The organism is Pseudomonas sp. GW821-FHT03E01 (genome assembly GCF_059420765.1).
Map to the genome: position 1 here is coordinate 31126 of NZ_JBWKUI010000022.1, position 20132 is coordinate 51257.

15 protein-coding genes and 1 pseudogene are annotated in these 20132 nt (G+C 57.8%); 9 read left to right on the forward strand and 7 right to left on the reverse strand.

The genetic code is table 11. The features are described 5' to 3' along the window. Nucleotides 1–349 precede the first annotated feature (349 nt). Entirely contained in the window at nt 350–793 is a 444-nt protein-coding gene (locus AC07VO_RS27895) for a very short patch repair endonuclease (protein ID WP_495007722.1), read from the forward strand. Nucleotides 794–897: 104 nt separating this feature from the next. Here AC07VO_RS27895 and AC07VO_RS27900 read toward each other — a convergent pair whose 3' ends face one another. The 6 genes and pseudogenes from AC07VO_RS27900 to AC07VO_RS27925 all read right to left on the reverse strand — a co-directional run bounded on the left by AC07VO_RS27900 (nt 898) and on the right by AC07VO_RS27925 (nt 5553). Then, nucleotides 898–1116: a hypothetical protein gene (locus AC07VO_RS27900; protein ID WP_495007712.1), complete on the reverse strand. Its 219-nt coding sequence runs from the start codon at nt 1114–1116 to the stop codon at nt 898–900. A 112-nt stretch (nt 1117–1228) separates the two neighbouring features. Further along, nucleotides 1229–1764, reverse strand: a pseudogene (locus AC07VO_RS27905) (BRO-N domain-containing protein). A 443-nt stretch (nt 1765–2207) separates the two neighbouring features. Next, nucleotides 2208–2498, reverse strand: a complete 291-nt coding sequence (locus tag AC07VO_RS27910; RefSeq protein ID WP_495007713.1) for a hypothetical protein — start codon at nt 2496–2498, stop codon at nt 2208–2210. A 428-nt stretch (nt 2499–2926) separates the two neighbouring features. Beyond that, complete coding sequence (locus AC07VO_RS27915; protein WP_007934889.1) at nt 2927–4177, reverse strand: ribonucleotide-diphosphate reductase subunit beta; 1251 nt, start codon at nt 4175–4177, stop codon at nt 2927–2929. Nucleotides 4178–4832: 655 nt separating this feature from the next. Further along, nucleotides 4833–5105: a hypothetical protein gene (locus tag AC07VO_RS27920; RefSeq protein ID WP_064616452.1), complete on the reverse strand. Its 273-nt coding sequence runs from the start codon at nt 5103–5105 to the stop codon at nt 4833–4835. 184 nt (nt 5106–5289) lie between these two features. Further along, nucleotides 5290–5553, reverse strand: coding sequence for a DUF2790 domain-containing protein (locus AC07VO_RS27925; protein ID WP_086944543.1), 264 nt, complete (start codon nt 5551–5553; stop codon nt 5290–5292). 405 nt (nt 5554–5958) lie between these two features. On the opposite strand from AC07VO_RS27925, the gene acs reads away from it, so the two are divergent. The 7 genes from acs to AC07VO_RS27960 all read left to right on the forward strand — a co-directional run bounded on the left by acs (nt 5959) and on the right by AC07VO_RS27960 (nt 13714). Further along, entirely contained in the window at nt 5959–7914 is a 1956-nt protein-coding gene (gene acs / locus AC07VO_RS27930) for an acetate--CoA ligase (RefSeq protein WP_495007714.1), read from the forward strand. Between the two features lie 552 nt (nt 7915–8466). Then, complete coding sequence (locus AC07VO_RS27935; protein ID WP_018926396.1) at nt 8467–9240, forward strand: ABC transporter substrate-binding protein; 774 nt, start codon at nt 8467–8469, stop codon at nt 9238–9240. 90 nt (nt 9241–9330) lie between these two features. Further along, nucleotides 9331–10020 (forward strand): ABC transporter permease, encoded by a 690-nt coding sequence (locus AC07VO_RS27940; RefSeq protein WP_007934894.1) that lies wholly within the window; start codon nt 9331–9333, stop codon nt 10018–10020. Continuing rightward, nucleotides 10017–10715: an ABC transporter permease gene (locus AC07VO_RS27945; RefSeq protein ID WP_018926395.1), complete on the forward strand. Its 699-nt coding sequence runs from the start codon at nt 10017–10019 to the stop codon at nt 10713–10715. Before AC07VO_RS27940 ends, AC07VO_RS27945 begins: the two co-directional genes overlap by 4 nt. 1 nt (nt 10716) lies before the next feature. Then, entirely contained in the window at nt 10717–11829 is a 1113-nt protein-coding gene (locus AC07VO_RS27950) for a succinylglutamate desuccinylase/aspartoacylase family protein (RefSeq protein ID WP_086944545.1), read from the forward strand. 27 nt (nt 11830–11856) lie between these two features. After that, nucleotides 11857–12621 (forward strand): ABC transporter ATP-binding protein, encoded by a 765-nt coding sequence (locus AC07VO_RS27955; protein ID WP_007971015.1) that lies wholly within the window; start codon nt 11857–11859, stop codon nt 12619–12621. 112 nt (nt 12622–12733) lie between these two features. After that, nucleotides 12734–13714: a GlxA family transcriptional regulator gene (locus tag AC07VO_RS27960; RefSeq protein ID WP_007934898.1), complete on the forward strand. Its 981-nt coding sequence runs from the start codon at nt 12734–12736 to the stop codon at nt 13712–13714. Nucleotides 13715–13745: 31 nt separating this feature from the next. Here the strand turns inward: AC07VO_RS27960 and AC07VO_RS27965 are convergent, their stop codons facing one another. Next, nucleotides 13746–18602 carry a dermonecrotic toxin domain-containing protein gene (locus tag AC07VO_RS27965; protein WP_495007715.1) on the reverse strand — a complete coding sequence of 1619 codons (4857 nt, stop codon included), beginning with the start codon at nt 18600–18602 and terminating at the stop codon, nt 13746–13748. 286 nt (nt 18603–18888) lie between these two features. Here AC07VO_RS27965 and AC07VO_RS27970 point away from each other — a divergent pair, with 286 nt between their 5' ends. Next, a complete protein-coding gene (locus AC07VO_RS27970) occupies nt 18889–20109 on the forward strand; it encodes an aspartate aminotransferase family protein (RefSeq protein ID WP_495007716.1) in 1221 nt (406 codons plus the stop codon). The last annotated feature ends 23 nt before the right edge of the window (nt 20110–20132 follow it).

Consider the following 20132-nt stretch of genomic DNA (forward strand, 5'->3'; position numbering starts at 1 on the left):
CCAAATGCTACATCGTGTCAGAGTGTAATGAAAATGCCGCGAAGTGTCGCCTATGCAGACTGCGTGAACCTTCATGATTAGCCAGCCTCAACCGGCGAAAGAATGCCCTTAGCCTCAAGGTTTTACGGGCAACGGAGTCCATCTCGACCTAAACGACGATAGCTAATCGCTTACCATTGCCTGATGAGGTAAAGCCTTCGCCGAGCCCTCCGGGACCTGCGAAGAAACCCACGACTTGAATTGGCTCGCGAAGCGGAAAAATTTTTCCAAGGGGGTATCCTGCGACAAGGGCAAGCTCGTCTGGGGGTTGTTCATGGACATAGTCAGTAGAGAAGTCAGATCTCGAATGATGGCGGGCATCCGCGGCAGCGATACATTGCCAGAGATGAAGGTCAGGAAGCTGCTTCATCGACAAGGCTTCAGGTATCGCTTGCACCAGAGAAATCTTCCAGGCAACCCCGATGTCGTACTCCCTCGTCACCATGTCTGCATCTTCGTTCATGGTTGCTTCTGGCACAGGCATCCGGGCTGCAGATACGCCACGATCCCAAAGACCCGCGAGGATTTTTGGCAGACCAAATTCGATCAGAACGTGAAGCGTGACATCAGGAACCGAGAGGAACTGCTCAGGTCAGGCTGGCGAGTGATCGAGCTCTGGGAGTGCGGAATTTGCGGACCGGAAGCGGGGATGAACTGGCTTCTGGAAACGATCCCGGACTGTACCCAAAAATACGTCTCATGGCCCAATTTCTCCGACCTGCTCGTCCCCAGCGATCAGCTTACAGTGATCTGAGCCTATCGGCTTTCAGCACTCAATTTCTAAACGCTCCAAAAGATTCTTCAAAGCAATCTTTTCTCCCTTGCGTTAAGGGCGATGGCATAGCCAGTAATTCGCGGTTAATCCAATCGCTGTATTACCGCAGAAATGTTCTGCATGCGGTACTCAATCGATGAGGCGCTACGCTTGCTCAACGGTCCCTCAGGCAGGAGTTGTATTTCAACTGACTTCTTAAACGTTTGCCCGCTTAATTCAAGACGCAGCATTTTCAGATAGGCATCGACCGAAGCTTCAAACTCCTCATCGTTCCAGCCTCTTTTTTCCTTTGGAGTATCCATACAGTCGCCGAGGGTTGAAAACCCTCGGGCGATACTGAGTGGCCATCATGGCTGTCTACGAAAATTCCTACAGAAAAAAGCGAAAGATCTCGCGTGAGATCATACAAACGCATCACCTTGCGATCGAACGCTTCGACGACTGAATCACCTGCGCCACTCTCCGCCACCAAGGTTTAGCCGCGGTGGTTCGTCGATGCGTCTGATCGTTCAACCAATACGGCATGTCCCGCAACCGAATCCAACCTTCATCCTGCCAATGCAATAGGCTTAGCGACATCTCCGGCCAATCCAACACGCTTAACATTGGGCGATCCGAGTTTTCTGAAGCCTCTGCATCGCGCAAAGCGGGAACCACCTGATGGGTTAACCACTCACGCAGCAATCGATTCCCAGGGACGTAGTGATACACCAACAGCGCGTACACACCGGATTCACTGAGCATCAGTTGTTGCTCTGGCTTTCGGAAGTATTCAATCCATAAATTGCGGCGATGGTCCTTATCTAGCTTGCTGACCATTCGATCATTCAGATGGACACCCATCAAGCGGCCGATATCGCGGGCGCAAACCATGCCTGGTTTTCGAGGAGGAGGGCGTGAAGTGAAAGATTGTGGCGAGTGAAGCCTGTGGGAATGTGGGGATCAGACATCGCTAGCCCCCTGAGTCGGAAGCATATTTTTGGCTGGGTAGCTGTGGGAGATTTCCTTCAGAAAGAAGGGAAAGTGTTTAGGCATATCCATTACCTCTACTTGATAGCTTTCTTAGGGCTAAGGCGCCGGGAGTTAAGAAACCTCAAGTAGAAGGCCGGACATATTCCCCTTTCGGGTCTTGTATTAGCCCACTCCCGACATAGCAGAGTTTTTCGCGCCCACGGGAATCCCTTAGGCACAAAAAAGCCGCATCTTTCGGGAGCGGTCAGGCCGCTACTTGAGGCGTTTCTTAGGCGCCGGAGGTGGGAGGTTATGTGGTTGGAAATGTGCGGTCAAGTCGGGAGCGGGGGGGGGGGGGAGTTGTAAATGTCTCATTTCGACGCCCACAAAAGGCTAGGTAGCTTGAACAGCCGCGGAGGTCGCGGCTGCCTCTGATCGGATTTCAGAGCTGGGCAAAAATACTCAACATATGCCGATCTCCACGTTTGTAGCCTGAGCGAGGTCCATAAAAATTCCCTCCAGCAACCGTTAAATTGGAAATTTTGTCTACATCACAAAGATCCCATTCGTGGCCTGGAGTTATATGGCCGCCATGCGTTTGAAAGCAACGGAGTACTAATTTACCCGTACGAGAAAGGCCAATTGTATGAGGCTCAACTACGCGAGGGATACCGCTGTAATTGAACATCAAAACCTGCAAGTTATTAATTGCGTCAACAATGATTTGTTTCATTTCATTTACTCATGACGTGATCATAGAACGGGACAGTTACCTGTCCCGCGACACTAAGCTTTTACAAAGAAACAGAATGGACGCCCATCTTTCCGGAATACGTCCTTCCCACTACGCCAGTGCTTAAAGCTCGAACAGAAAACGACTCTGTATCCTGGCGGCGCCACTGGACCTTCGTTCATAAAACGAAATCTCCGACGCGAGGCCGTTGTAACCGCCCAAAAGCTGTCTATAATCACGTCGCGCATTTTCCCAATGCATCGTGATTTGAGATCTTTCAGTCACGGCCCGCACCCTCGGGCTTCGGTTCAAAGGTGCGGTCAAGACCCGCAGCAATCGTTGGCGCGATTACTGCGGGTTTCTTGTTTTTTGGTTACTACAATATCTGCCGACCTGCTGCTTTGAAGGAGCAGCAGGTGTTTTGACTATCAATCCCAGCTCAACGCCCCACCAGTCTGATACTCAATAACTCTCGTCTCAAAGAAATTCTTCTCTTTCTTCAAGTCCATAATCTCGCTCATCCAAGGGAACGGATTCGTCGTCCCTGGATACTCTTCCTTCAAACCAATCTGCGACAAACGACGGTTAGCGATGAACTTCAGGTAGTCCTCCATCATCGCCGCGTTCATGCCCAACACGCCGCGAGGCATGGTGTCCCGCGCGTATTCGATCTCCAGCTGAGTCCCCTGCAGAATCATCTGGCTCGCTTCTTCCTTCATCTCGGCATCCCACAAGTGCGGGTTTTCGATTTTGATCTGGTTGATCACGTCGATGCCGAAGTTCAGGTGCATGGATTCGTCGCGCAGGATGTACTGGAACTGCTCGGCGACGCCGGTCATTTTGTTGCGGCGGCCCATGGAGAGGATTTGGGTGAAGCCGCAGTAGAAGAAGATGCCTTCCAGAACGCAGTAGTAGGCGATCAGGTTGCGCAGCAGTTCTTTGTCGGTTTCGACGGTGCCGGTTTCGAACTTCGGATCGGAGATCGAACGGGTGTATTTCAGGCCCCAGGTGGCTTTTTTCGCGACCGATGGGATCTCGTGGTACATGTTGAAGATCTCGCCTTCATCCATGGCCAACGATTCGATGCAGTACTGGTAGGCGTGGGTGTGGATCGCCTCTTCGAAGGCCTGGCGCAGGATGTACTGGCGGCATTCCGGGTTGGTGATCAGGCGGTACACGGCCAGGACCAGGTTGTTGGCAACCAGGGAGTCGGCGGTGGAGAAGAAGCCGAGGTTGCGCATTACGATGCGGCGCTCGTCGTCGGTCAGGCCTTCCGGGTTTTTCCAGAGGGCGATGTCGGCGGTCATGTTGACTTCTTGCGGCATCCAGTGGTTTGCGCAGCCGTCCAGGTACTTCTGCCATGCCCAGTCGTATTTGAATGGCACGAGCTGGTTGAGGTCGGCGCGGCAGTTGATCATGCGCTTTTCATCGACAGCTACACGGGCAGAGGCGCCTTCCAGTTCGGCGAGGCCTTCGGCGACGTCGAGGGAATCCAGGGCAGCCTTGGCGCGGGCGATCGCGGCGGAGTCCGTCGCGGTCACGGCGCGGGCCTCTTGAGCGGCGGCACCACCGGCGCTGTCGAGGCGGTCCATGTTGGCTTCAGAAGCGTGGCCGGCATTGGCGCCTTTTACAGCGACTTCGCCGTCATCTTCTTTGTCGAATTCGTCCCAGCTCAGCATGACGTGTCGTCTCCTGCGTGAGGGCCAGTTGCCCGTGTGAAAACTGATAGGTTGGTTTTTCACACGGCCGGTTCTGGCCGCGTTGGATCTAAAGGAAATCGTTTGTTGCAGCAGTACAACGCAGGCAATAAACAGAATTTTGTACGGGTATTCCGAAGCCGCTGATGGGCGCAGAGAACGTGAGCCGCTCTGCGTGGGCTTCAGACTGGCTTTTCACCCCTGTAAGGGAATATTGCAGGCCCGTTTAAGTCCGCATTATAAGGAAATTTTCGGCCCCGTGGTGCGGCGAAATGGCACCTGGAGGGCTCGGCGAGGGGCGTTTTCAGGTTGGAGCGAGGGTTTACAGGGCTTTGGCGGAGGAAGTTTTTTTTTCGCCTGTTTCGGCTGGTTTTTGACGGTAAGGCCGGGGTGTTCGCACCGTTACGGGCAGCTGTTATGGCGCAAGCCAGATGGGACGGGGCTTACAGAGCAATAGACGGGGTTTTGTGGACGAGATTGTGTGCAATTCTGAGCTGCAAAGGGGCTTGAAAAGCGTTGCTCAAAAAACAACCAAAAAACCCTGTTTTTCACTACATGTTGTGGTTTTGGTCGATTTTCAACCACTCCAGACACAACTAAGCCCGACCGAAGCCGGGCTGTGATGTCGCGCCCGGTTTCAGCTGAAACGAGCGGCACCCACGCGGTCAGTACCATCAGCGGCAACTTTGGCTGCACCGATGTGATCAGCGCCATCGGCGGCGACTTTGGCAGCACCCGTACGATCAAAACCGTCAGCCGCGAAAGAGGCGGAACCGGTGTGGTCGTATCCGTCAGAAGCGACAGCCGCGTCGTTGAAAGCAGCCGAGCCAGTGCGGTCGTAGCCATCGGCGGCGAAGGTGTTGGCGGCCAGGACGGAAAGGGTCAGGGCGAGGATCAGTTTGGTTTTCATGGTAGTGGCTCCAGGTTCATTGGCGTTGTGTGCCTTGGTGTGGAATTCATACTACGCCAGATAATTTGATTGAAAAGTGCAAATAAATGCTTAAAACAATCGTATTTATCGATGCTAGGCTCGGCGCTTCATCTGGTCTCTAAAAAAGGATGGGTCGAGCCTCGGGAGATAAAAGTGGGGCGGATCAGCCGTTGGAGCAGCCGTTACCCATGACGCTGTAACGCAGAATGTGTCGCTGGCCTTTGGAGTCGTCGTAGACCATTTTGGCCGGGACCACTTCGCAGACATTCGGGATTTCGCTCATCGAGACAACTTTGGCGATGTCCAGGTGGGTGGAGTAGGTGTACTCCTCGACGACGGGTTGTTGCTGTGCGACATCAGTCGGGGCCTCATCTGCCATGGCGGTTGCGCACAGACTGCTGAGGACCAGAACCAATAAAGCTTTCATTTCGAATTTACCTTTCTGAGGTCGAATGGGGTCACGCAATCTTTTTAGGATTGCGTGTGGAGCTTTAGTAAAGAGTCTTGGATTAACTGCCTTCGTGGGGGCTGCAACTGGGTTAATCACATTGCCGTGTTGGCGAGACCGATTTTAGGCTTGGGGGTGGCGGGCATATAGCTGTGCTTTTGATAAACACTTTTGGCAGATTTGGTAACAATCTCCGCGAAGATCAAAAGATCGCAGGCTTCGCCAGCTCCTGCGAGGCCCCGCAATAGCCGGGTTTGAGCGCTTCGTCGCGGTATAGCCACATTTTGTAGGGGCTTGTTACTACCATCGTCGAATGGTTCTATAGGCCCGCCCCGGCTACAACTGGGGCCATACAAAAACAACTATTCCACCGAGGTAAGAAAGATGAGTGCGGCTTCTTTGTATCCCGTTCGTCCCGAGGTAGCAGCCAATACGCTGACTGACGAGGCCACTTACAAGGCCATGTACCAGCAATCGGTCGTCAACCCGGACGGCTTCTGGCGCGAACAAGCCAAGCGCCTCGACTGGATCAAGCCTTTCACCACGGTGAAGCAGACGTCCTTCGACGATCACCATGTCGATATCAAATGGTTCGCTGACGGCACGCTGAACGTTTCCTACAACTGCCTCGACCGTCATCTGGCCGAGCGTGGCGATCAAGTCGCGATTATTTGGGAAGGGGATGACCCTGCCGAAAGCCGCAACATCACCTACCGCGAGCTGCACGAACAAGTCTGCAAGTTCGCCAACGCCTTGCGCGGCCAGGATGTGCACCGTGGCGATGTGGTGACCATCTATATGCCGATGATCCCCGAAGCCGTGGTCGCCATGCTGGCCTGCACCCGGATCGGCGCGATTCACTCGGTGGTGTTCGGTGGTTTCTCGCCGGAAGCCCTGGCCGGTCGCATCATCGACTGCCGCTCGAAAGTGGTGATCACTGCCGACGAAGGTGTTCGTGCCGGCAAGAAGATCCCGCTCAAGGCTAACGTCGACGACGCGCTGACCAACCCGGAAACCGGCAGCATCCAGAAAGTCATCGTGTGCAAGCGTACCGGTGGCAACATCAAGTGGAACCAGCATCGCGACATCTGGTACGAAGACCTGATGAAAGTGGCGGGCAGTGTCTGCGCGCCGAAAGAGATGGGCGCCGAAGAAGCGCTGTTCATCCTTTATACCTCTGGCTCCACCGGCAAGCCGAAGGGCGTGCAGCACACCACCGGCGGTTACCTGCTGTATGCGGCGATGACCCACGAGCGCGTGTTCGACTACCGCCCGGGCGAAATTTACTGGTGCACCGCCGACGTTGGTTGGGTCACCGGCCACACTTATATCGTCTACGGCCCGCTGGCCAATGGCGCGACCACGGTGCTGTTCGAAGGCGTGCCGAACTATCCGGATATCACCCGGGTGGCGAAGGTTGTCGACAAGCACAAGGTCAACATCCTCTACACCGCGCCGACCGCGATCCGCGCGATGATGGCGTCGGGCACTGCCGCTGTTGAAGGCGCCGATGGCAGCAGCCTGCGTCTGTTGGGTTCGGTCGGTGAGCCGATTAACCCGGAAGCGTGGGATTGGTACTACAAGAATGTCGGCCAGTCCCGTTGCCCGATCGTGGATACCTGGTGGCAGACCGAAACAGGCGGCAACATGATGAGCCCGCTGCCGGGCGCTCACGCGCTGAAACCTGGCTCGGCAGCACGGCCGTTCTTCGGCGTGGTGCCGGCGTTGGTGGACAACCTGGGCAACATCATCGAAGGCGTTGCCGAGGGCAACCTGGTGATCCTCGACTCGTGGCCAGGCCAGGCGCGCACGCTGTATGGCGACCATGACCGTTTCGTCGACACCTACTTCAAGACTTTCCGTGGCATGTACTTCACCGGTGACGGTGCGCGTCGTGACGCAGACGGTTACTACTGGATCACTGGTCGCGTGGATGACGTGCTCAACGTTTCCGGGCACCGCATGGGCACCGCCGAGATCGAAAGCGCGATGGTCGCTCACCCGAAAGTCGCCGAAGCGGCGGTGGTGGGTGTGCCGCACGACATCAAGGGGCAGGGCATTTATGTCTACGTCACGTTGAATGCGGGCGAAGAGCCGAGCGAGCAACTGCGCCTGGAGCTGAAGAACTGGGTGCGTAAAGAGATTGGCCCGATTGCCTCGCCGGATGTCATTCAATGGGCGCCGGGTCTGCCGAAAACCCGTTCGGGCAAGATCATGCGCCGGATTCTGCGCAAGATCGCCACGGCGGAATACGACGGGTTGGGCGATATCTCCACCCTGGCGGATCCGGGTGTGGTGCAGCATTTGATTGATACGCACAAGACGATGAATGTTGCGTAAGTAGCATTCGGAGTCATCGAAGCCCTGCCAGGTGTTGAGCCTGGTGGGGCTTTTTCGTACTGATCTTCAACCAATAATTATCGGTTTCCCCCGTAGGCCATTTCCCACTGTTACCCATCACCTTTCAAGTAACTGAATGTGTAACCGCCTGCCCGATAACGAGGCAATGGGAAACGCAAAGCCCCGTTTCAGGGCTTCTCAATCGTCATGAAAAATAAGACACAACGCTACGCTTGCCGGATTAGAAGGGTTTGCCAATAATAGGCCCGCAATTTGCAACATAGATCGGTTTACTGTCTTTTGCTCTTGCATGAAATTGCAGAGCTGTCAACGTGCCCAAGCGGCATTCTCGGTGCTTCTGTAATTTGTTGTCGCATTGAAGAAATATCGGCTTCGGACCTGTCGTTAGAATGCCAATCACTCGCTCGTCGTTGCCTGCGTTGAAATCAGCGCACGGTTCCTAGGACGCAGCACCGCTTTTTGGTTTAACCATTCGCATATTGGGCTGTCGCTCACTCTGCCGTTTTTGCCCTTTACCGATGGAGTCCCAAGATGAAGAAACTCGTGCTGCTTGGCGCCCTGGCACTGTCCGTGCTGTCCCTGCCGACATTCGCCGATGAAAAACCTCTGAAAATCGGTATCGAAGCGGCTTACCCTCCGTTCGCCTCCAAAGCACCGGACGGCAGCATCGTGGGTTTCGACTACGACATCGGCAACGCCCTGTGCGAAGAGATGAAGGTCAAGTGCCAGTGGGTCGAGCAAGAGTTCGACGGCCTGATCCCGGCACTCAAAGTGCGCAAGATCGACGCGATCCTGTCGTCCATGTCGATCACTGAAGACCGCAAGAAGTCCGTGGACTTCACCAACAAGTACTACAACACCCCGGCTCGCCTGGTCATGAAGGCCGGCACTCAAGTCAGCGAAAACCTGACTGAGCTGAAGGGCAAGAACATCGGCGTGCAACGTGGTTCGATCCACGAGCGTTTCGCCCGCGAAGTCCTGGCCCCGCTGGGTGCCGAGATCAAGCCTTACGGTTCGCAGAACGAAATCTACCTCGACGTGGCCGCTGGCCGCCTCGACGGCACCGTGGCAGACGCTACCCTGCTGGATGACGGCTTCCTGAAAACCGACGCCGGCAAGGGCTTTGCCTTCGTTGGCCCGGCCTTCACCGACGTCAAATACTTCGGCGACGGCGTAGGGATCGCGGTTCGCAAGGGCGACGCGCTGAAAGACAAGATCAACACCGCGATCGCGGCCATTCGCGCGAACGGCAAGTACAAGCAAATCCAGGACAAATACTTCGCCTTCGATATCTACGGCAAGTAATCGTCCCCGCAACAAGTCCGAAATGGCGCAAGCAACAGGATCTCTGAGGTTTGCGCCATTTTTTCATCCCAACTTTCGAGGACCTGAATCATGTTGAAAGGCTACGGGGCTGTCATCCTCGATGGCGCATGGCTGACGCTTCAGCTCGCCTTGTCGTCCATGGCCCTGGCCATCGTCCTGGGGCTGATCGGCGTTGCGCTGCGTCTGTCGCCGGTGCGCTGGCTGGCCTGGCTGGGCGATCTGTATTCCACGGTGATCCGCGGTATTCCCGATCTGGTGCTGATCCTGCTGATTTTCTACGGCGGCCAGGACCTGCTCAACCGCGTTGCGCCGATGCTCGGCTATGACGACTACATCGACCTGAACCCGTTGGCCGCCGGTATCGGCACCCTGGGCTTCATCTTCGGTGCGTACCTGTCGGAAACCTTCCGTGGTGCGTTCATGGCGATCCCCAAAGGTCAGGCAGAAGCCGGCATGGCGTACGGCATGAGTAGTTTTCAGGTGTTCTTCCGGGTGTTGGTGCCGCAGATGATTCGCCTGGCGATTCCGGGCTTCACCAACAACTGGCTGGTACTGACCAAGGCCACCGCGCTGATTTCGGTGGTGGGTCTGCAAGACATGATGTTCAAGGCCAAGCAGGCGGCAGACGCTACCCGCGAGCCTTTCACCTTCTTCCTCGCGGTGGCGGCGATGTACCTGGTGATCACCAGCGTCTCGTTGCTGGCATTGCGTCATCTTGAGAAGCGCTACTCGGTAGGCGTAAGGGCGGCTGAGCTATGATCTTCGACTACAACGTCATTTGGGATGCCTTGCCGCTGTACTTCGGCGGGCTGGTGACCACCCTCAAACTGCTCGCGCTGTCGCTGTTCTTCGGTTTGCTGGCGGCACTGCCGCTGGGGCTGATGCGCGTCTCCAAGCAGCCGCTGGTCAACATGAGTGCCTGGCTGTTCACCTACGTGATCCGCGGCACGCCGATGCTGGTGCAACTGTTCTTGATCTACTACGGTCTGGCGCAATTCGAAACCGTGCGTGAAAGCTTCCTCTGGCCATGGCTGTCCAGTGCCTCGTTCTGTGCGTGCCTGGCCTTCGCGATCAACACCAGCGCCTACACCGCCGAAATCATCGCCGGCAGCCTGCGCGCCACGCCGAACGGCGAGATCGAAGCGGCCAAGGCCATGGGCATGTCACGCATCAAGATGTACAAGCGGATCCTGCTGCCATCGGCCCTGCGCCGGGCGCTGCCGCAGTACAGCAACGAAGTGATCATGATGCTGCAGACCACCAGTCTGGCGTCGATCGTGACCCTGATCGACATCACCGGTGCCGCGCGCACGGTCAACGCTCAGTTCTACTTGCCGTTCGAAGCCTACATCACCGCCGGCGCGTTCTACCTGTGCCTGACGTTCATTCTGGTGCGCCTGTTCAAAATGGCCGAACACCGCTGGCTGGGCTATCTGGCCCCGCGGAAGCATTGATATGGAACGTATCGATCATGCTTTGCCGTGGAGCCACCTGGGCAGTGAACGCCGGATCTCGGTGTTCCGCTTCGGTACTGGCGAGCGCAAGGCCTATATCCAGGCCAGCCTGCACGCCGATGAATTGCCGGGGATGCGCACGGCCTGGGAGCTGAAAAAACGCCTGACCGAACTTGAAGCTCAGGGCTTGCTCAACGGTGTGATCGAACTGGTGCCGGTGGCCAATCCATTGGGCCTGGGGCAATTGCTGCAAGGCAATCATCAGGGGCGTTTCGAAGCGGGCAGTGGCAAGAACTTCAACCGGGATTTCGTCGAACTCAGCGCGCCGGTGGCCGCCGAACTCGATGGGCATCTGGGTGATGATCCGCATGCCAATATTCGACTGATCCGTCAGGCCATGAGCGATCACCTGGCAGCTTTGCCAGAGGCGAGCAGCCAGTTGCAAGGCATGCAGCGCATCTTGCTCAGCCATGCCTGCACCGCTGACGTGGTGCTGGATCTGCATTGCGATTGCGAAGCGGCGCTGCACATGTACGCCTTGCCGCAACACTGGTCGCACTGGCGTTCACTGGCTGCGCACTTGAACGTCAAGGTCGGTCTGCTGGCGGAAGATTCCGGCGGCAGTTCCTTTGACGAAGCGTGCTCGCTGCCGTGGCTGCGTTTGTCGCGTCTGTTCCCGGATGCGCAGATTCCACTGGCCTGCCTGGCGACGACCATCGAACTGGGTGGTCAGGCCGATACCGGTCGCGCTGAGGCAGAAGCTCACGCCGAAGGCATTCTGGCGTTCCTCGCCGAGCAAGGCTTGATCGGCGGTGAATGGCCCAAGCCTGCGCAGGACGCGTGCGAAGGCATGCCGTTCGAAGGTACCGAATTGCTGTTCGCGCCGCATCCTGGCGTGCTGAGTTTTCTGCGTAAACCCGGTGAATGGGTTGAAGCCGGCGACGAGATTTTTGAAGTGATCGATCCGCTGGCGGATCGGGTCAGCACGGTGTGTGCTGGTACGTCCGGGGTGCTGTTTGCCATTGAACGGCTGCGTTACGCCCAACCCGGTTTCTGGCTGGCCAAGGTGGCGGGGCGCGAAGCGCTGCGTCACGGGCGCTTGCTCAACGACTGACTGACTGTTTTTGTGAGAACCGACCGCATGTACAAACTTGAAGTCCAAGACCTGCATAAACGCTATGGCAGTCACGAAGTGCTCAAGGGCGTGTCCCTGAAAGCGGCGGCTGGCGATGTGATCAGCATCATCGGCTCCAGTGGCTCCGGCAAAAGTACTTTCCTGCGTTGCATCAACCTGCTCGAGCAGCCGCACGCGGGCAAGATCCTGCTCAACAACGAAGAGTTGAAACTGGTTGCCAACAAGGACGGCGCGCTGAAAGCCGCCGACCCGAAACAGCTGCAACGCATGCGTTCGCGCCTGTCGATGGTGTTCCAGCATTTCAATCTGTGGTCGCACATGACCGCGCTGGAAAACATCATGGAAGCGCCGGTGCATGTGCTCGGTGTGTCCAAGGCCGAAGCCCGCGAGAAAGCCGAGCACTACCTGAACAAGGTCGGTGTGGCCCATCGCAAGGACGCCTACCCAGGGCACATGTCCGGTGGCGAGCAGCAACGTGTGGCGATTGCCCGTGCGCTGGCGATGGAACCCGAAGTGATGCTGTTCGACGAACCGACCTCGGCCCTCGACCCGGAGTTGGTGGGTGACGTGCTGAAAGTCATGCAGGCCCTGGCACAGGAAGGCCGGACCATGGTGGTGGTGACGCACGAAATGGGCTTTGCCCGTGAAGTGTCGAACCAGCTGGTGTTCCTGCATAAAGGCGTCGTCGAAGAAAGCGGCAACCCGCGCGAAGTGCTGGTCAATCCGCAGTCGGAACGCTTGCAACAATTCCTCTCGGGCAGCCTCAAGTAATCGCTCCCGTTACGCACCAAATTAGGTCATGCTGCGCACCGCGCGCCAGATGGTCTAATTTGGTTGCAGCCGCCTTTGGCTTTAACACTGTTTTCGTTTCGGATTGCCCGCCATGACTGCCCATCGAATTGGTTTCCTGATTTGGCCCAGCACTAAAGCTCTGACGCTTGCGCTGGCTGAGGAGGCCTTGCGTGTTGCCCAGCGTGTGCACCCGGACGTTGTTTACGAATTGTCGTTTTTGCAGGCCGAACCGCCGACCGACGGCGCCTGGCAATTGCCCGGTGAGCCATGGGCCGGCAAGCTCGAAAACTTTCAGAAGCTGTTCCTGCTCGCCGACGAACCACCGACTTCTCTCGCGCCGCCGCTCAGCAGTGCGTTGAAACAGCTGGTGCGCGCCGGTTGTGTGATCGGCGGATTGTCCGCCGGTGTTTACCCATTGGCGCAATTGGGTTTGCTCGACGGTTATCGCGCTGCCGTGCATTGGCGCTGGCAGGACGATTTCGCCGAGCGTTTCCCGAAGGTGATTGCCACCAGTCACCTGTTCGACTGGGATCGTGATCGCTTGACCGCGTGCGGCGGCATGTCGGTGCTCGACCTGTTGCTGGCGGTGCTGGCCCGCGATCACGGCGCCGAACTGGCCGGTGCGGTGTCGGAAGAACTGGTGGTCGAACGCATTCGCGAGGGCGGCGAGCGCCAGCGTATTCCTTTGCAGAACCGCTTGGGTTCCAGTCATCCGAAGCTCACCCAGGCGGTGTTGCTGATGGAAGCCAACATCGAAGAGCCGCTGACCACCGACGAAATCGCCCAGCATGTGTGCGTATCGCGTCGGCAGCTGGAGCGGATCTTCAAGCAATACCTCAACCGCGTGCCGAGCCAGTATTACCTGGAACTGCGCCTGAACAAGGCCCGGCAGATGTTGATGCAAACCAGCAAGTCGATCATCCAGATCGGCCTGTCGTGTGGCTTCTCTTCGGGGCCGCATTTCTCCAGCGCCTATCGCAACTTCTTCGGTGCTACGCCGCGGGAAGATCGCAACCAGCGGCGCAGCAGCAGTCCGTTCGAGTTGTCGTCGGTGCCGTCGGAGCGCGGTTGATCGATTAACCGCGCCATGATCGAGCGCTGTACTACTCGTCGATCTCCGAACCTTCAGAGTCGGAGATTTCTATTTCACCCCGATTGATCACGGCTTCCACCCCAAAATCCGCGCCCGTGCGTTCGAAGTAAGCGATCAGCCGTAACAGGCTTTCCTCGGAAAATGGATTTCCCCTCAACGAAATATTATCTGCGACGTCCACCGGCAGTTCCGACAAGTCACTGGGCACCTCGGTGATGGCGTTGCCGCTCAAGTCTGCCCAGTCCAGCTCGGCCAGCTGTAACAGTCCATCCGGTATCCGGTTGATGCCGGTGTCGTTCAGCAGCACGGTCGCCAGTGCCGGCATCTGACTCACATCAGGCGTCTGTCCTAGCGGGTTCGAGCCCAGGTCGAGATAGTCGAGCTGTTCCATCCCCGCCAGGGCGGCGACCGATTCTGATGACAGACTGACGCGACACTCGGGGAGTGACATAGCCCTGAGTTGACCCATTTTGAACACCGCCTCCGGTATGTCGCCAAGGTCACAGCTGCGCAGCCTGAGGCTTTTCAGGTTGGGAAAGGACTCCAGGAAGCGTCCGATGCGCGTCACCCCCTCCGCACTGCGAAACTCCAGTGACGACACATGGCTGAAATCAGCGCTCAGGGCAGGCAGTTCTCCATTGATGACCGTGGAAAGTGTCAGATCGTAGGTGGGTTCAAGCGTATCGCTGAAGTTATCCAGCTCCGCATCCCGTTGCCAGCAGTTCTCAAGGGCTTGCTTGAATTCGTCGCGGTTGGCGTGCTCGACAAGCAGTTGAGCTGCGCTGAAGGGTTCGTCTGTCAGTGGATGCAGGTCCGGAAGAGCGGCGGTCCAGGCAGACAGATCGTTCCTCAATTGGCTCAGCTCTTCTTCCAGGCGCGTCAACGCGCCCCGACCTTCCTCCAGCGTGCCGGGCAATTCGTAGACGAACTCGCTGGCTTGCTCGACTTCCATGCCAGGGTAGAGCGCCCTGACACGATCAATGTCTGCCTCGGGTGCGAAAACGCCCATGTCGAAAGCGCTGTCGACGTGATGGTTTTTGATGAGTTGTCGCGAGCTGTCGGAAACCGGATTGTGCGTGAGGTGTATGCCACGCTTTTCATACAGCGGACTGTCGAACAAGGCTGCCGGCAGTTCGCTGATTCCATTGTTCATCAGCAGAAGGGTGTCCAGGCGCGGGTGTTGCAGAGTGCCGGGCGGGATTTCGGTCAGGTTGGTGCTGCTCAGGTCCAGATGGGTCAGTTCAGTCATCGAGTCGATGCGGGGCACCGTTTCAAACGGGTTGCGGTAAAGATCCAGCATGGTCAGTTTGTTTAATGACGTCAGCTTCAACCAGGTGGGGGCGTCTACCCTGATGCCGCAATCGCTTAACACCAGCGCTTCAAGCTGCGGCATCCGGGTGATGGCATCGGGGAGGGTGGTCAGGGAGAAACGGCGCAGTTCCAGTCGGCGAAGTCCGCTGAAGCCCTGTAGAAAACCAGCAACACCTTGCGCTGCGTGGCTGCCTTGCAGGGACAGCAGCGACACATGACTGAAATCTGCAGTCAACGACGGCAGATCACCCAGCATCGGTTCGTCGAACTTGAGTACGTACCGTTCCATGTCGTCCGCGGTGTCAAAATCCCGATCGGTTTGGCGCCGCCAGGCGCGCTGGATTTCCTGCGCCAGCAACCTGCGAATCTGTTGTTCGGCCTGGCGCTCCAGGGCGCTCAGCGCAACCCCGGTGTCGGGGTGCGCCGTCGGGGCTTCGCTGATCCATCGACCCAGATCCAGATGCAATCGGTTCAGCTCGCGGTGTACGCGTGAGAGTGCTACCCGAGCGCCATCAGGGTGGCTTTGCAACGCCTGGACCACGGATTGCAATTGATCCTGGGACAGATCGGGATAAACCTCCCGGACCCTGTCGTTGAGGGTGGGTGTCATGCGATTGCCGCGGTCATAGCCCTCCGCACCACCGGGAAGGCGCATGGTGGCCGGGTCGTAGTAGGGTTTTCGATGGGGATGCCTGGCAAACAGAGTGCGTAGCGTCGGCTGGTCCAGCGCGTTTTCGGTAATGCGCTTTCTGAGGGCCTGGGCGTCAGCGATGGCGGGGCTGAACGCATCTCGATGGGCCTGGGGCAGCGTTTGAAAGAGTGCCTGGTAGAAATCACCGGGTGTCTCCTGATCAACGTGATAGGAGCCATCCTCGTTGGCCACCAGTGTTTTCACGATGGCTGCATCGGTCGGGCCAATGCTGTCGCGCACGGTGCCCTCGCTGGAGTAATCCCGCACTTCGATGCGTAGTCCGTCCGGCCAGCCGGGCAGTGCGTTCAGGCTGTGCAGGGCCACTCTGTGGGTGTCGACGTTTTCCAGCGCGTCAGTATAAAGGCCTTCATAGGCGCGGGTTGCGCGGACTGCCTCCATGGCTTTGTTCGCCGCGTCCTTGAGCCGCTGAGGCACGCGCCCACCGTGCAGCTGGCGTAACTCGGTGCCGGTGGCATTGCTCACCAGCTCTTGCGCCACATCGGTCGGCAGGCCCTGCACATCGGCGAGCAGTTGCTGAACCTGCACATCATCGGTGTGTTCCTGAGTGCTGTAGAGCCGCTCGAACAACGACTTGCGATATTGGCGGGCCAGTGTTGCCGTTTGCTGTCTGAAGGCTGGCGTTTGAGTTGCCGGTGTCGGCAGTGGCGTATCGACCGGCCATGAGTCATGGCGTGTCAGCAGTGCATGCTGCAGGGCGGTATCGGCTTTTTGATAGTGCTCGGGTTGATCGCTGCCGATCTGTTCGATAAACGTTTCGATGTCACGGTTGATCCGCCAGCGCTTGATCGTGTCAGTCAGCAGCGACGGCGGGCGATAGTTTTCGACATGCGCCTGGCGCAATACGTTGTCGTGGTAGCCGCTGATCCGCAGGATCTGTTCGCGCTCGGCACTGGTGAACGACTCGACACTATGGCCAAGACGACGCATGACCTTTTCCCGCTCCCAGTACAGCGGTTGCTCCAGTTCGGTTTGCCAGGCGCCGTGGTGGTTATGCCGCAGCGACGGCTGATAAGCATTGTTGCGGCGCGGATGCTCAATCTGGAACCTGTCCGACATGGGGTCGGGTTTCACTGAATACAGTTTTCCCTCAAGGCGCAGCATCGTTTTGCCCGCGTGTTGGTACAAGCCCAGATGATTGGGCTTTACCCCTTCGGGCAAACTGAGTGTCTGTTCATAAGGTGTGAGATCCGGCATCCAGTAACGGGTTTTGCCTCCGGCTGCGGCGACAGGTTTGAGTGGGTCGATGAGCGCGACGGCTTCACGGGGCAGAAGCCGGCTGAAGGCGCCGGCGGCGATTGCACCGCCCACCGCGAATGTCCCGACTTGAACGACGGTTTCGACGAACGTCATCAGGTGTCCGAAGGCCTCTGTTTTCAGCCCTTCAGCCATGTCCACGATGCCTTCGAAGCTCTCGTCCAGTAACTGGTAGGCCATGTATCCCAGCATCAATTCACCAAGCAACGGCACCAAGGGCGCCGCCACGAACGACGCAGCTTCAAGGATCCTGGAGGCCACTTTGCTGAAGGCATCCCACAATGCCCAGCGGGCGTCTCGATCGGCGCTGGCGGTGGAGACGGCGACAGTGCTGGCGTCGTTGAGGATTTTGTTCAGCTGCCGCTGATAGCCATGGTTCCACAGGTCCGCTTTGATCGGGAGCACGGAGAAACGCAGATTGGGACGCTCGACCGGCGTTTCGCGCCAGCTCGGCAATGGATCGCCGGGCTGGTGCTGATGCCAGGTCACGGTCTGGAGGCGGCTGTTGAGATCGGCGAAAAAGTGTCCGCGTTCCTTGTGCTCGACGAACCGGCTGAAGAACGTTTGATAAGCGGGTGTCCGCAGCTTGCGGGTCAGATCGGTCATGAACGCCAGCGTGTCGGGGTATTGCTTGAGCGGATGTTCTGGGTCATCGGGAATATAGGCAATGAGCCGCGTACTCTTGCGTGCCCGCTCAAGGCTCGGCGCGAAAATGACAATGCCGGTCAGCGAGGATGACATCAGGGTCAGGTCGTGGCCATAGAGCGGCTGGCCATTGAGTCGCGCCCTCGAACCTCCTTCAACCATGCGCAGGAGCGCGAGGTGCGCATCATCTGGAATATCCTTGCGGATGTGTGCCATCTGCAGCGCCGACCTGAGTGCGGCCTTGTTCAGGCTGATCGTGCTGGATTTCAACGCGGCACCGGCCACCGGGTTGGTCAGCCCCACAAATTCCTTGAGATACGCGGTGTACTGGCCACCGATATCGAGTTCACGGCATAGCCGGGCGAAGGCCTGGACCGTGATTTTGTGCTTGATCGCCGGCAACGTTTCGAACTGCCCTGTGGACGACGGCTCGGTAATGAAGGTCGAAGCGGATTCGAAGGCATCTGCGGCTGTTTCCGATTCCTGGAAGTTATGCAGCGCGGCATCGAGCAGCGATACCGTCCAGGTGCGGGCGGCCCCGGTGTTGATTTTGAACAGGGTCACGGTTTGTGGGATGTACAGGCGCAGGAAGGTGGTCTTGACGTCCAGTTCCAGACCAAACCGGGTTTTCAGGGCCGCGATGAGAAGGGGTTCGGCAAATGCCCGTGGGTTTTTCAGCGTCGACAGCTTTGAATCCAGACGATTTCGATGGTGCCAGTGTTCCTGGCTGAGCTTTTTCAGCGAGGCATGCTGTGAAGGTGTCGCGGTGCTATGCCATTGGGGAGTCGCAAGCGTGGTGTTCTTGAGAGCGCTGCGGGTTTCAAGCGATGTCTCTAGTGCCCAGGCGGGCAGATTGTTGAACAGGTGATGGTAATGATCATCCGGCTGCGTGACGAAGTGATCGTCGCCTGCGGCAGAAGGGTGATCGTTTTCGAGTTGGCTCATGCGCTATTCCCTTAGCGTTTGGATGAGTCGCCAGCAAAACAGACGATGAAGCACTGCGTGCGGTACATATTTACCGCATCGGTCGACAAGCCTGCCTATAACCTGTGCCGGCGGTTTAAACTGCGCCTTTGCGACCCTATATGTCGCATTGCCGTAAACCCGGGCAAAACCGGTGTTTGCGCTATAAGAAGTTGTCGCTTGGCGGCAAGGCCGGGCTGAAAACTGTCCTTACAATCCCCTCATCGCTCGCCAGTTTCAGGCGAGTGTTCCTCATCAGGAGACTCCGATGTCCGTTGAGCACGCTGCGGTAGAACGCGCCGATTTTGACCAGGTAATGGTTCCCAACTATGCGCCTGCCGCTTTCATTCCTGTGCGTGGCGCCGGTTCCCGTGTCTGGGACCAGACTGGCCGCGAGCTGATCGACTTCGCCGGCGGGATTGCCGTTAACGTACTGGGCCATGCGCACCCGGCGCTGGTCGCTGCATTGACCGAACAGGCGAACAAGCTGTGGCACGTGTCCAACGTGTTCACCAATGAGCCGGCCTTGCGCCTGGCCCATAAGCTGGTCGACGCTACGTTTGCCGATCGTGTGTTCTTCTGCAACTCCGGCGCCGAAGCCAACGAGGCCGCTTTCAAGCTGGCCCGTCGCGTGGCCCATGACCGTTTCGGTACCGAGAAGTACGAAATCGTTGCCGCGCTCAACAGCTTCCACGGCCGTACCCTGTTCACCGTGAACGTCGGTGGCCAGTCGAAGTATTCCGACGGCTTCGGTCCGAAGATCACCGGCATCACCCACGTGCCTTACAACGATCTGGCCGCGCTGAAAGCCGCTGTTTCCGACAAGACCTGCGCGGTGGTGCTGGAGCCGATCCAGGGCGAAGGCGGCGTACTGCCGGCCGAGCTGTCTTACCTGCAAGGCGCCCGTGAACTGTGCGATGCGCACAACGCGCTGCTGGTTTTCGACGAAGTCCAGACCGGCATGGGCCGCAGCGGTGAGCTGTTCGCCTACATGCATTACGGCGTGACCCCGGACATCCTGACCAGCGCCAAGAGCCTGGGCGGCGGTTTCCCGATCGCAGCGATGCTGACCACCGAAGACCTGGCCAAACACCTGGTCGTCGGCACCCATGGCACCACCTACGGCGGTAACCCGCTGGCATGCGCGGTCGCTGAAGCAGTGATCGACGTGATCAACACGCCCGAAGTGCTGAACGGTGTCAAAACCAAGCACGACAAGTTCAAGACCCGTCTTGAGCAGATCGGCGAGAAATACGGCCTCTTCACTCAGGTCCGTGGCCTGGGCCTGCTGCTCGGTTGCGTGCTGGCCGATGCCTGGAAAGGCAAGGCCAAGGACATCTTCAACGCCGCCGAGCGTGAAGGCTTGATGATTCTGCAAGCCGGCCCGGACGTGATTCGTTTCGCGCCAAGCCTGGTGGTTGAAGACTCCGATATCGATGCCGGTCTGGACCGCTTCGAACGCGCCGTGGCCAAGCTGACGCAAGCCTGATTCATACAGTGCTCCTCAGCGCC